12 protein-coding genes are annotated in these 11969 nt (G+C 72.7%); 2 read left to right on the forward strand and 10 right to left on the reverse strand.

Annotated elements, in window-relative coordinates:
- The coding region (locus ABD151_RS13590) for a hypothetical protein (protein WP_343995239.1) at positions 1–1113 on the forward strand (1113 nt) is incomplete at its 5' end.
- 133 nt (positions 1114–1246) lie between these two features.
- Here the strand turns inward: ABD151_RS13590 and tsaD are convergent.
- Genes tsaD through glmS form a run of 8 tightly spaced genes read right to left on the reverse strand, consistent with a single transcriptional unit; the run spans position 1247 to position 9164 of the window.
- Positions 1247–2293, reverse strand: coding sequence for a tRNA (adenosine(37)-N6)-threonylcarbamoyltransferase complex transferase subunit TsaD (tsaD, locus tag ABD151_RS13595; RefSeq protein ID WP_343995241.1), 1047 nt, complete (start codon positions 2291–2293; stop codon positions 1247–1249).
- Positions 2290–2763 carry a GNAT family N-acetyltransferase gene (locus tag ABD151_RS13600; protein WP_343995242.1) on the reverse strand — a complete coding sequence of 158 codons (474 nt, stop codon included), beginning with the start codon at positions 2761–2763 and terminating at the stop codon, positions 2290–2292. Before ABD151_RS13600 ends, tsaD begins: the two co-directional genes overlap by 4 nt.
- On the reverse strand, positions 2760–3407 hold the full coding sequence (gene tsaB / locus ABD151_RS13605; protein WP_343995244.1) for a tRNA (adenosine(37)-N6)-threonylcarbamoyltransferase complex dimerization subunit type 1 TsaB: 648 nt from the start codon (positions 3405–3407) through the stop codon (positions 2760–2762). The genes ABD151_RS13600 and tsaB overlap by 4 nt, the downstream gene beginning before the upstream one ends.
- Before the next feature lie 3 nt (positions 3408–3410).
- On the reverse strand, positions 3411–4343 hold the full coding sequence (gene tsaE / locus ABD151_RS13610) for a tRNA (adenosine(37)-N6)-threonylcarbamoyltransferase complex ATPase subunit type 1 TsaE (protein ID WP_343995246.1): 933 nt from the start codon (positions 4341–4343) through the stop codon (positions 3411–3413).
- The gene (alr, locus tag ABD151_RS13615; RefSeq protein WP_343995248.1) at positions 4340–5494 is read right to left on the reverse strand and encodes an alanine racemase; all 1155 of its coding nucleotides are present in this window, start codon (positions 5492–5494) and stop codon (positions 4340–4342) included. The genes tsaE and alr overlap by 4 nt, the downstream gene beginning before the upstream one ends.
- Positions 5495–5507: 13 nt before the next feature.
- The gene (locus tag ABD151_RS13620; protein WP_343995250.1) at positions 5508–6914 is read right to left on the reverse strand and encodes an NAD(P)H-hydrate dehydratase; all 1407 of its coding nucleotides are present in this window, start codon (positions 6912–6914) and stop codon (positions 5508–5510) included.
- A 35-nt stretch (positions 6915–6949) separates the two neighbouring features.
- Positions 6950–7315 carry a holo-ACP synthase gene (locus tag ABD151_RS13625; protein ID WP_343995252.1) on the reverse strand — a complete coding sequence of 122 codons (366 nt, stop codon included), beginning with the start codon at positions 7313–7315 and terminating at the stop codon, positions 6950–6952.
- Positions 7316–7319: 4 nt separating this feature from the next.
- Complete coding sequence (gene glmS, locus ABD151_RS13630; protein WP_343995254.1) at positions 7320–9164, reverse strand: glutamine--fructose-6-phosphate transaminase (isomerizing); 1845 nt, start codon at positions 9162–9164, stop codon at positions 7320–7322.
- A 66-nt stretch (positions 9165–9230) separates the two neighbouring features.
- Between glmS and coaA the strand changes: the two genes are divergently transcribed.
- Positions 9231–10208 carry a type I pantothenate kinase gene (gene coaA, locus ABD151_RS13635; protein WP_343995256.1) on the forward strand — a complete coding sequence of 326 codons (978 nt, stop codon included), beginning with the start codon at positions 9231–9233 and terminating at the stop codon, positions 10206–10208.
- On the opposite strand, the gene ABD151_RS13640 is transcribed toward coaA, so the two are convergent.
- Together ABD151_RS13640 and ABD151_RS13645 are read right to left on the reverse strand one after the other, a co-directional pair.
- On the reverse strand, positions 10205–10960 hold the full coding sequence (locus tag ABD151_RS13640) for a DUF8017 domain-containing protein (protein WP_343995258.1): 756 nt from the start codon (positions 10958–10960) through the stop codon (positions 10205–10207). The two genes, coaA and ABD151_RS13640, sit on opposite strands and share 4 nt — an antisense overlap.
- Before the next feature lie 80 nt (positions 10961–11040).
- Positions 11041–11969 (reverse strand): GNAT family N-acetyltransferase (locus ABD151_RS13645; RefSeq protein WP_343995260.1); only part of this gene is annotated, 929 nt, incomplete at its 5' end.

Raw genomic sequence — 11969 nt, forward strand, 5'->3', positions numbered from 1 at the left:
GTGGTCGCTGCGGTCACCCTGGTCGGCGTGCCGACGGCGGTGCTGTCGCTGGCCGGCTCCGACCCGGACACCGCACCTGCGCCGGCGAGCCTGCCCACCTTCGTCGACTCCGGCAACGAGCGGCTGCTGCCCGAGGACCAGCTCCCCGTGAACCGGAGCAGGCTCGGCCTGCCCGCGCTCGAGCCCGGCACCCTGGAGCGCGGCGCCGACACACGCGTTCCGTGGGCCCAGGGCGGCGTGCTGCACCTGCCCGACGGCGAGCAGCTGAACCTCGACGCCCCGACCAGGATGCTTCTCCCCTACGACGAGGGCTGGCTGCTGGGCGAGCAGGTCGGGGACGGCGAGTACGCCACCCGGATCGTCGACGCCGACGGCACCACCCTCGCCGAGCCGGAGATCTCGCCGGAGGTCGGCGCAGCCTCCGGCAACGGCCGCTACGTGAGCTACCTCGAGGGCGACTCGCTGGTGATGCACGACAACACCACCGGCCGCTCGCAGGTGGTCGCCAGCGCCGAGAAGGAGCTGGAGCCGGCGCTGGTGGGCGTCGACGACGAGGGAGCCGTCTACTTCAACGTCGGCTCGGAGCCCGGGATGACGAACGACGGTCGCGTCTGGCGCAACGGGACTACCACCGATCTGAGCCCCGGCACCGAGCAGCGGATCACCGTGGTCAGCCCGCTCGGCTACACGGTGCGGATCGTGAAGATGAGCGACTTCGGTGGCTGCTACGCGGTCTTCGACCCCGAAGGCACCGAGCAGGCCCGCACCTGCACGCACAACCCGAAGGTGTTCTCGCCCGACGGCGCCAGCGTGGCGATGGGCCCCAACTACGGCGACGGGGCCGGCGACCTCAACCTCGCCATCGCCGGCGAGGACTGGTCACACCCGGCGCACGAGTGGGTCAACTACACCGACGCCGGCGTGCAGCAGCCGACCTTCAGCAGCATGGTCTGGGAGGACGACGAGCACCTGCTGGTCAGCATGGTCGACTTCTCCCAGGGCATGGAGAAGACGACCTGGTACCTGGTCCGGGTCGGACTCGACGGCACCACCGAGCTCGCCGCCGACCCGATCGCCGGCGACCAGGACACCGGCTTCGAGTTCGCCGGGTGACCAGCAGCGCTACGAAGCGGCCAGCCAGGCGAGAGCCTGGTTGGCCGCGGCCACATGCGCGCTCGGAACCGACCACAGCCGAGCGGCGATCACCTCAACGCTGACCAGGCTCCCCTGCACCAGCAGGGAAGGCTCAGACCAGCACCGTGGTGACCGGCTGCGAGGAGTCGGCCGGCAGGTCGAGCGCGGACGGCGTCCGGCCCCGGGCCACCATCTCGGCACCGAGTGCGGCCACCATCGCGCCGTTGTCGGTGCACAGGCCCGGGCGCGGAACCCGGACCCGGATGCCGAGATCGGCGGCCCTGGCCTCGGCCATCGCCCGCAGCCGCGAGTTCGCGGCCACGCCGCCACCGATCAGGATGTCCTCGATCCCTTCCGAGCGCGCGGCATCCAGCGCCTTGCGGACCAGCACGTCGCAGACCGCCTCCTGGAACGAGGCCGCCACGTCCGCCACCGGCACCGGCTCGCCGGAGCGCTCGCGGGCCTCCACCCAGCGCGCCACCGCCGTCTTCAGGCCGGAGAAGGAGAAGTCGAAGCGGTGCCGCTCCAGGTCGCGCTTCGCGGTCAGGCCGCGCGGGAAGTCGATCGCCACCGAGTTGCCGGAGACCGCCGTGCGGTCGATGTGCGGGCCACCCGGGAACGGCAGCCCGAGCAGCCGCGCCACCTTGTCGAACGCCTCCCCCGCGGCGTCGTCGATGGTGGCGCCCATCGGGTCCACCCCGACCGTGATGTCGCTGACCTTCAGCAGCGAGGAGTGCCCGCCGCTGACCAGCATCGCGATGCACGGCTCAGGCAGCGGCCCATGCTGGAGCTGGTCGACCGCCACATGCGCGGCGAGGTGGTTGACGCCGTAGATCGGCTTGCCGAGGCCGAGCGCGAGCGCCTTGGCCGACGCCACCCCCACCAGCAGCGCCCCGGCCAGGCCCGGACCCGCCGTCACCGCCACCGCATCGATGTCGTTCAGCGAGATCCCGGCCTTCTCACACGCCCGGTCGATGGTCGGCACCATCGCCTCCAGGTGCGCGCGCGACGCGACCTCGGGCACCACTCCACCGAAGCGGGCGTGCTCCTCGACGCTGCTGGCCACCTCGTCGACCAACAGCGTGTGCCCACGCACGATGCCGACCCCGGTCTCGTCGCAGGAGGTCTCGATGCCCAGCACCAACGGTTCATTGCTCATGACGCACTCCAGGCGGTCGACGGCTCCAGCGCGCGCATCAGGATCAGCGCATCCGAGTCGTCGCGGTAGTAACGGGGACGCAGGTCGATCCAGGTGAAGCCCAGATCCAGGTAGAAGGCGATCGCGCCGTCGTTGATCGAGGAGACCTCCAACAGCATCCGCTCGGCTCCGGCGCTCTGCGCGGCCTGGGCCGCCTCGACCACGAGCCGCCGGGCCAGACCCCCACGGCGATGCGCGGGATGCACCACGATCCGGACCAGGTCCGCGACCTCGCCGAGCACCATGGTCACGATCGCGGCCACCACCACGCCGTCGGCCTCGGCCAGCACCACCCGCCGCCCGGGGGCGTCGAGCTCGCTCAGCCAGGCGTCGGCGTCCCAGCGATCGCTGACGAAGCCGGTGGCGTCGAGCGCCGCCAGTGCCGCACCGTCGGCGGGTGCCGCCGGGCGCAGCAGCAGCGCCGCGTTCACGAGACCTGCTTGGGCTGATGCGCCGCCACCGCGTCCGGACGACGCAGGTAGAGCGGCTCGGGGTCCAGCAGCTCGGCGCGCTCCTCGGCCACCACCCGGCCCAGCCAGCCGGCCGAGGGACGTTGCGGCCCCACGCCCGGGCCCAGCAGGTCGCCGTACAGCACGGCTCCCTCGCCGACCACCGCCACGCCCGGGGCCAACCGCGCGGCCAGGTCGGCGGGACGCTCGACCTCGGGCCCGGCCGTCCGGACGCCGTCGCTGTAGGAGGCCCAGTAGACCTCCTTGCGCCGGGCGTCGGTGGCCACCACGAAGTCGCCGTCGACCGCGCCGGAGTCCAGCGCCTCGACGGCCAGCACGTCGAGCGAGCAGACCCCGTAGACCGGAAGCTCCAGCACGTAGGCCAGGGTGCGCGCGGTGACCAGCCCGACCCGCAGCCCGGTGAACGGGCCGGGGCCGACGCCGACCGCCAGCGCGGTCACGTCGAAGCGGTCGATGCCGGCATCGGCAAGCACCTGCTCGATCAGCGGTGCCAGCAGCTCGCCGTGCTTCATGGTGCGGTCGGAGACCCGCTCGGCGACCACGACGTCACCGTCGGTGATCGCGGCGGTGACCTGCGGGGAGGAGGTGTCGAAGGCGAGAAGCACGGTTCAGAGGTTACCGAGGTCGGTGGTGGACCAGCGCGCGCCGATCGGCTGGAGGATCACCTCGCGCGGGTCCGCGTCGGCATCCACGTCCGCGACGTCGTCGCCGACGGCCCGCACGATGGTGATCTCCAGGCGGTCGTCGGCCAGCCCCTCGGCCAGGCCCTCGCCCCACTCGACCACCGTGACCGCGTCCTCCAGCGAGGTGTCCAGGTCGAGGTCGTCGAGCTCGTCGATGCCGCCCAAGCGGTAGGCGTCGACATGCACCAGGGCCGGTCCGTCACCGTTGTTGGGATGCACCCGCGCGATCACGAAGGTCGGCGAGGTCACCTCGCCGCGAACGTCCAGCCCGGCGCCGAGGCCCCGGGTGAAGGTGGTCTTCCCAGCTCCGAGGTCGCCGGTCAGGATGATCAGGTCACCGGCGCGGAGCAGCGGCGCCAGGCGCCGGCCGAGGTCGCGTGCGTCGTCGGCGGTGGGCACCTGGACCCGGGTCTCGAAGAGCCGCACCATCTCCACCAGCACGCCCTCGGTGTGACAGGTGACGAAGCCGTGGTGGTCCCAGAAGGCCAGCGACCTGGGCAGCTCGATCCGGGCGTAGACCCGCATCCCCCGGTGGCCGTGGGCGCGGGCGTGCTCGCCGGCCGCCCGGACCAGGGCGCCGGCCACGCCGCTCCCCTGCCGGCCGGGCACCACGCCGAAGCGACGCACCAGCAGCAGCGGGTCGGAGTCGGGCCCGAAGAGCAGGCAGCCCACCGGCTCGCCGTCCAGCCTCGCCAGCAGCCCGCCGTTGAGCTCCAGCGCGGTGCGCAGGCTCTCCACGGTCTCGGCCAGGGCGTCGGCCGGCGGGTCCATCGGCGGGCGCGAGGAGAAGGCAGCCCTCACCACGGCATGCACCAGCGCCGCGTCGGCGCCGTCGACGTGTTGGATCTGCAACGTCACGTTGCGGCCTCGCTGTCCACGTGCACCCGGGCGAAGCGGCCCCCGATGCGGGTGACGATCTCGTAGCTGATGGTGCCGCAGGCATCCGCCCACTCCTGGGCGGTCGGGTGACCGCCGGCACCGGTCCCGAAGAGCTCGACCTCGTCTCCGGCGGCGGCCTCGCCGTCGCCGAGCTCGATCACGAACTGGTCCATGCAGACGACGCCGCGGATCGGGCGCCGGCCACCGGCCGCCCAGACCTCGGCCCGGTTGCCGGCCGCGCGAGGAATCCCCTCGCCGTAGCCGGCGGGCACCAGGCCCACCCGGGTCGCGGTGGGCGCGATCCAGGTATGCCCGTAGGAGACGCCGTCGCCGGCGTCGATCTGCTTGACCATCGCCAGCCGGGCGCGCACCGTCATCGCCGGGATCAGGCCGAGGTCGGCGCAGTGGCCAGGAGCGGGGTCGATCCCGTAGCTCGCGAGCCCGAATCGGACCAGGTCGAAGCGGGCGTCGGGACGCAGCAGCGCACCGGCGCTGTTCGCGATGTGCCGCCAGCGGGGTCGCAGCCCCGCCTGGTCGGCGATCTCGAGGGCCTCCTTGAAGACCCCCAGCTGGGCGTCGTTGGCCGGGTGCTCGGGCTCGTCGCTGGCCGCGAAGTGCGACCAGACGCCGGTGATCGCGAGCGAGCCCGCGCGCTCCAGGCCGGCGGCGTGGGCGCACAGCGCCGCCCAGTCGCGCAGCGGCGAGCCACCGCGGCTGAGGCCGGTGTCGATCTTCAGGTGGACCTGCGGGGTGACCCCTGCCGCAGCGCCCGCGGTGACGATCTCGTCGAGCTGCGCGACCGTGTAGCCGGCCACCTCGACGGCCGCAGCCAGAGCGGGCACGTAGTCCTCGCCGGGGACGGCGAGCCAGGCGAAGAGCGGCCCGACGTCGCCGCTCGCGCGCAGCGCCACCGCCTCGTCGAGGGTCGCCACGCCGAGCCAGTCGGTGCCGGCGGCCCGCGCCGCGCGCGCGACCTCGACCATGCCGTGACCGTAGGCGTCGGCCTTGACCACGGTCATCACGGCAGGAGCATCCGATGCCGAGACCAGGTCACGGAGCCGACGCACGTTGTGCCGGATCGCGGCGAGGTCGACCCTGATCTCCGCACGCGGTGCAGACGTCGAACTCATGAGCACCATTCTCTCAGGACCGCTCCGCCCCCGGATGCAGCAGGTCGCCGATGGTGGCGCGAAGTGTCGCGGCCACCACGCTCGCGGTCAGTGGACCGTGCTGTGCGGCGCGGGTCGCGGCGGCACCGTGCAGCCAGGCACCGATGCCGGCCGCCTGCCACGGCATCACCCCACTGGCCAGCAGGGCACCGATCAGGCCCGCCAGCACATCGCCCGCACCGGCCGTGCCCAGCCACCCGGTGCCGGTGACGTTCACCAGCACCTCTCCGCTGGGGTCGGCGACCAGGGTTCTCGGCCCCTTGAGCAGCACCACCGCCTGGTACCGCTCGGCAGCCCTGCGCACGTGGGCCAGCTGGTCCTGCTCGACGCTCTCCCGCTCGACGCCGAGCATCCGGGCCAGCTCGCCGGCATGCGGGGTCAGCACCGCCGGCACCTCCAGCGGGCCGTCGAGGTGCGCAAGCGCGTCGGCGTCGATCACCAGCGGCACGTCGTCGGCGAGGCAGGCGGCGAGCGCTTGGCCGGCGTCCTCGCCGCTGCCGGGGCCGACCACCCAGGCCTGCACGCGTCCCTCGCCGACCACCTCGGGGTGGCGCAGCCGGACGGCGTCGGCCGCCGCCCCCTGGTAGCGGATCATCCCGGCCAGGCCACTGCCCGCGCCGTCCACGCAGAGCAGCGCGGCCCCCGGGTAGGTGGCCGAGCCGGCGCGGACGCCGAGCACCCCGCGGGTGTACTTGTGCCCGGACTCCGCCGGACGCGGCAGCAGCCGTGCGACGTCCGCGGCCTGGAGCGAGCGCACCGCGGCCGGCGGCAGGCTCAGCCCGATGTCGACCAGCTGCACGGCACCGCAGACCTCCGCGGCGGGCGCCACCAGGTGGGCGATCTTGTGGCTGCCGAAGGTCACCGTCAGGTCGGCGCGCACGTGGTCGCCCGGAAGCCGTCCGGTGTCGACGTCGACGCCGCTCGGCACGTCGACCGCGACCACCGGGACGCCCGGATACCGGCACAGCGCCCGCTGCGCGCTCGGCCGCAGCCCCGGCCGGCCGACGATCCCGACGATGCCGTCGATCAGCACGTCGATCTCGCTCGCCCGCCAGCGCCGGTCGGCCTCGGCGCCCGCCGCGGTGCCACCGGCCGCGCGCAACCCAGCCAGCCCCTCGGCGTGGACCTCGTCGGCCAGCAGCTCGGCATGCACCGAGGCACCCCGGCGGGCCAGGTAGGCGCCCGCCCACAGCGCGTCGCCGCCGTTGTTGCCCGGCCCCACCAGGAGCAGCACCCGGCGGCCGTAGGCGCCACCGAGGAAGTCGATCACCGCATGCGCCAGCCCGAGGGCGGCGCGCTGCATCAACGCGCCGGGCGGCAGGCTGGCGAGCAACGGCTCCTCGGCCGCGCGGACCTCGGCGGCGGTATGGGCGTGACGCATGCGCCGAGCCTACTGAGACCGAGCCGTGCGCGCGCTCACCGAGCGGGCGTGCCGCCCTCCAACACCACGTAGGCCGCGGCCATCCCGCCGTCATGGGTCAGCGAGAGGTGCACCACCTGGACGCCGATCGCCTCCGCCACCGCGAGCACCGAGCCGCGGATCTCGAAGCGCGGTCGCCCACTGGCCTCCTTGATCACCTCGGCGTCGTGCCAGGCCATCCCGGGCGGGGCGCCCAACGCCTTCGCCAGCGCCTCCTTGGCCGCGAACCGGGCCGCCAGGGAGAGCAGCGGGAGGTCGCGCTCGCCGTCGGTGAAGAGCTTGTGCCGCAAGGCCGGCGTGCGGGTGATGGAGGCCTCGAATCGGTCGACGGCGACCACGTCGATGCCGACCCCGACGATCATCGGATCACTCGACCGTGACGGACTTGGCGAGGTTGCGCGGCTGGTCGACGTCGTGGCCCATCAGGGTCGCGAGCTCGCAGGCGAACAGCTGGAGCGGAACCGTGGCCACCAGCGGCTGGAGCAGCACCGGCACCTGCGGGAGCTCGATCAGCTCGTCGGCGACGTCGGCCACCGTCGTATCCCCGGCCTCGGCCAGCACGATGGTGCGGGCGCCACGGGCGCGGATCTCCTGGATCGCGCTGACCATCTTGTCGTGCAGCTGGTCGCGGCCGCGCGGCGGAACCACGCAGAAGACCGGCAGGCCGGGCTCGATCAGCGCGATCGGGCCGTGCTTGAGCTCGCCGGCGGCGAACCCCTCGGCGTGGATGTAGGCCAGCTCCTTGAGCTTCAGCGCGCCCTCCATCGCGACCGGGTAGCCGGCATGACGGCCGAGGAAGAGCACGACCTTCGCGTCGAGCAGCTCCTGGGCGAGGTCGTAGACCTGCTGGGCGCCGTCCAGCACCTGCTGCACCTGCGCCGGGATCCGGTCGAGGTCGCGCACCACGGCGGCGATCTCGTCGCCGAACTTCGTGCCGCGCAGCTGGGCCAGGTAGAGGCCGAGCAGGTAGCAGGCGACCATCTGGGTCAGGAAGCCCTTGGTGGAGGCCACCCCGATCTCCGGGCCGGCGTGGGTGTAGATCACCGCGTCGGACTCGCGCGGGATGGTGGCGCCGTTGGTGTTGCAGATCGCCAGCACCTTGGCCCGCTGCGCGCGGGCATGCCGGATCGCCATCAGGGTGTCGGCGGTCTCGCCGGACTGGCTGATCGCCACCACCAGGGTGTTGCGGGTCAGGATCGGGTCGCGGTAGCGGAACTCGTGGGCGAGCTCGACCTCCACCGGGATCCGGGTCCAGTGCTCGATCGCGTACTTGGCGACCTGGCCGGCGTAGGCCGCCGTGCCGCAGCCGACCACGATGATCCGGTCGATGTCGCGCAACGCCTCGTCGTCGATGCGCACCTCGTCCAGCATCAGCTGCCCACGCTCGGTGTGGCGGCCCAGCAGGGCTGCCGCCACCGACTCGGGCTGCTCGAAGATCTCCTTGCGCATGAACCAGTCGTGGCCGTCCTTCTCGGCGGCCGCGAGGTCCCAGTCGACGTGGTACTCCTTGCCCTGCGCGGGGTTGCCGTCGAAGTCGCTGATCTCCACGCCGTCGCGGGTGATCGTGACGACCTGGTCCTGGCCGAGCTCGAGGGCGTTGCGGGTGTGCTCGATGAACGCTGCGACGTCGGAGCCGAGGAAGTTCTCGCCCTCGCCGAGCCCGACCACCAGCGGGGAGTTGCGACGCGCGGCCACCACCCGGTCCGGGTCCTCGGCGTCGACGGCGACCAGGGTGAAGGCGCCCTCCAGCCGGCGGCAGACCGCCGTCATCGCGGCGGTCAGGCCGTTGCCAGAGGCCAGCTCGCCCTCCAGCAGCTGCGCGGCGATCTCGGTGTCGGTCTCCGACAGCAGCTCGGCACCACTGTTCTCGAGCTCGCGACGCAGCTCGGCGTAGTTCTCGATGATCCCGTTGTGCACCAGCGCGACCCGGCGCTGCGCACCCAGGTGCGGGTGCGCGTTGACGTCGTTGGGGGCTCCGTGGGTGGCCCAGCGGGTGTGCCCGATGCCGATCGTGGACGACGGCAGCGGGTGTTCGGCGATCGCGCTCTCCAGGTTCGCCAGCTTGCCCGCACGCTTGTCAGCAGCGAGCGCTCCATCGCAGACCAGGGCGATCCCGGCCGAGTCGTAGCCCCGGTATTCCAGCCGTCGCAGGCCCTCGATCACCACGTCCTGAGCACTCTTGGCCCCTACGTATCCGACGATCCCGCACATTCAGCCGACTCCCTGTTCTTCCGGACCCCGCCAAGAAGCGGTCACAGCGACTGCAAGAATACGGGCATGTCGTACTCGACCGGTGCAGAGACCCGCGAGCCGGCACGGGAATCCTCTCCATACGTCGAGTTGGACCGTGCTGCCTGGGCGGCCCTCGCCGCACACACCGAGCAACCCCTCAGCGCGACCGAGGTCGAGCGGATCCGGGGCCTCGGCGAGGAGCTGGACATCGACGAGATCCAGCAGGTCTACCTCCCGCTGTCGCGGCTGCTCAGCATGTACGTCGAGTCGGCCGGCGAGCTGCACCGCAAGCAGGAGGCGTTCCTGGAGCGCCCGCACCCGCCGCGCACCCCGTTCGTGATCGGCGTCGCCGGATCGGTCGCCGTCGGCAAGTCGACGACGGCCCGCGTGCTGCGCGAGCTGCTGGCGCACTGGCCCCAGCACCCCTCGGTGGCCCTGGTCACCACCGACGGCTTCCTCTTCCCGAATGCGGAGCTGGAGCGGCGCGGACTGCTGCGCCGCAAGGGGTTCCCGGAGTCCTACGACCGGCGCGCCCTGCTCCGCTTCGTGGTCGACATCAAGTCCGGCAAGGACGAGGTCGAGGCGCCCACCTACTCGCACCTGAGCTACGACGTGATCTCGGACCAGACGGTCACCGTCAAGCGGCCCGACATCGTCATCGTCGAAGGCCTCAACGTGCTCCAGCCGGCGCGGGTGCGCGACGACGGCCGCACCGGGCTCGCGGTCAGCGACTACTTCGACTTCAGCATCTACGTGGACGCCGCCACCAGCGACATCAAGCGCTGGTACACCGACCGCTTCCTGCGACTGCGCGAGACCGCGTTCCGCGACCCGGCGTCGTACTTCACCAAGTACGCCGGCCTCACCGAGGACGAGGCGGTAACCGAGGCCGGGCGGATCTGGGACGAGATCAACGGCCCGAACCTGGTGCAGAACGTGCTGCCGACCCGGTCACGGGCCACCCTGGTGCTGCGCAAGGACCGCGACCACTCGGTGCGCTACGTGCGGCTGCGCAAGCTCTAGTCGGGCTCGGGCACGCTCAGCGAGGCCGCGATGCCCGACCAGACGCGTTCCCCGACGCCGCCCTCGCCCACCAGGTAGCGGGTCTGGATCAGGCTGACCAGTCCGGCCTCGGTGGCCACCGTGGTGGCCGCCAGCTCTGCCTGATCCGGCAGGCAGGGACCCTCGAAGACGGTGAGGTCGACCCGGATCCGGCTGCGCGCGGCGGCGCTGCCGTCGGCCAGGGTCACCGATCGGGTCTCGATCTCGGAGAGCGGGGCGGTGACGCCGTCGGCGTTGCGGGCCACGGTCTGCACCCAGGCGTCGGCGGCGGCCCGGCTGCCCGCCGTCGCGTCGCTGCCGCTGACCGGGTCGGCGAGCACCGTCCAGGCGGCGGGGACCTCGGTGCCGCCGTCACGACACCGGTTGCCGAAGTAGTAGGCCGGCGCGTGACCACGGCCGAGCACTCCCCCGTCGGCGTCCCTGGCGGTGAGCTCGGTGCCGGTGCTGCGCACCGACCACGAGAGCGGCACCCGGTAGCGGGCAGCCGGGGCGGACGACGGGCTCACGCCGCTCTGGATCGCCCAGTTCACGTAGTAGTCGGCCTCGAAATCGCCGGAGAACGGATCCGGACCCAGCTCGACGCTGCCCCGCTCCGCCTCCGCACCGTCCTGGTTGACCTGGACGACGCCGGCGGCGACGCCGGCCCCGACGGTGGTGATCACACTGAGCAGGGCGAGCACCCGCACCAGTCCCCGCAACGCGCCATCCGCCATGGGGCAAGCCTAGGAGGTGTCCGGCGATCTGAGTGCCTTCTCAACAGCCCGGCCGCGCCGCGGCCCCTGCCCGCCGGTGCCTAGCCGGCGCTCGCCGGGCCCAGCTCCTTGTGGAACTCGCCCATCCGCGCCACCGGCTCGAAGCCGAGCGCGTCGTTGACCGCCACCATGTGGGCGTTCACCTCGGCGTTCCAGGTGTAGATCCGCTCGACGCCCAGGCCGGCCGCCTGGACCGCGGCCAGGTTGCGGGCCTTCAACGCCACGCCCAGGCGCGCACCACGCGCCTCGACGGCGACCAGGGTGCCCCACTGGTAGGCGCGCTCCGGCTCCAGCGAGGAGACCATCAGCTCGGTGTAGCCGACCACCTGATCGGCACCGTCGAGCGCGATCGTCGCCCAGCGGGTCCGCCCCTGGCGAGCCAGCAGCTGCTCCCGGGTCCGGAAGACCTCCACGTCCGCGGACTCGTTCTCCAGCAGCAGGTCGCCCATCGGCGCCTCGGTGTTCAGCGTCGCCGACAGCGCGGCGTAGCCGGCCACCCACTGCTCCGGCACCGCACCGTGGAAGCTCTCCAGGCGGTAGCCGGCAGACGGCGCGGCCTGGCCGGCGAGCCCGGTCAGCACGTCGTCGGCGATCGGCAGGCGCAGCACCCGCTGCACGTCGCCGATCCCGAGCCGGAAGCCGCGGCGGATCACGAACTCCGCATCCTTCGAACCGGCGCCGTCGACGGGCAGGTCGTAGTCGAAGACCACCTCGGTCAGCATCCGTGGGCGGCCGAGCGCCCGGGCCTGCGCCTCGGCGTGCTCGAGGAGCGCGGTGCCGACGCCCTGACCGCGCCGCTGCGGCAGCGTGTAGACCTTGAACCAGGCCAGCTCGCGGTTGTCCAGCTCGTAGACCTCGAGCTCGCTCACGCCGGCCATCTCGCCGTCGACGAGCGCGGCGTGGATCCACATCCGCTCGGACGGGTCCACCGACTGCTTGGCGGCACGCAGCTCCTCCAGCAGCCAGTCGT

The organism is Nocardioides dubius (genome assembly GCF_039528155.1).
GTDB lineage: Bacteria > Actinomycetota > Actinomycetes > Propionibacteriales > Nocardioidaceae > Nocardioides > Nocardioides dubius.

What these genes read in the sequence shown, in the direction of transcription:
- ABD151_RS13620 (WP_343995250.1), bottom strand. Translation starts at nt 6,914, where the DNA reads ATGCGTCACGCCCATACCGCCGCCGAGGTCCGCGCGGCCGAGGAGCCG.
- alr (WP_343995248.1), bottom strand. Translation starts at nt 5,494, where the DNA reads ATGAGTTCGACGTCTGCACCGCGTGCGGAGATCAGGGTCGACCTCGCC.
- glmS (WP_343995254.1), bottom strand. Translation starts at nt 9,164, where the DNA reads ATGTGCGGGATCGTCGGATACGTAGGGGCCAAGAGTGCTCAGGACGTG.
- coaA (WP_343995256.1), top strand. Translation starts at nt 9,231, where the DNA reads ATGTCGTACTCGACCGGTGCAGAGACCCGCGAGCCGGCACGGGAATCC.
- ABD151_RS13625 (WP_343995252.1), bottom strand. Translation starts at nt 7,315, where the DNA reads ATGATCGTCGGGGTCGGCATCGACGTGGTCGCCGTCGACCGATTCGAG.
- ABD151_RS13640 (WP_343995258.1), bottom strand. Translation starts at nt 10,960, where the DNA reads ATGGCGGATGGCGCGTTGCGGGGACTGGTGCGGGTGCTCGCCCTGCTC.
- tsaD (WP_343995241.1), bottom strand. Translation starts at nt 2,293, where the DNA reads ATGAGCAATGAACCGTTGGTGCTGGGCATCGAGACCTCCTGCGACGAG.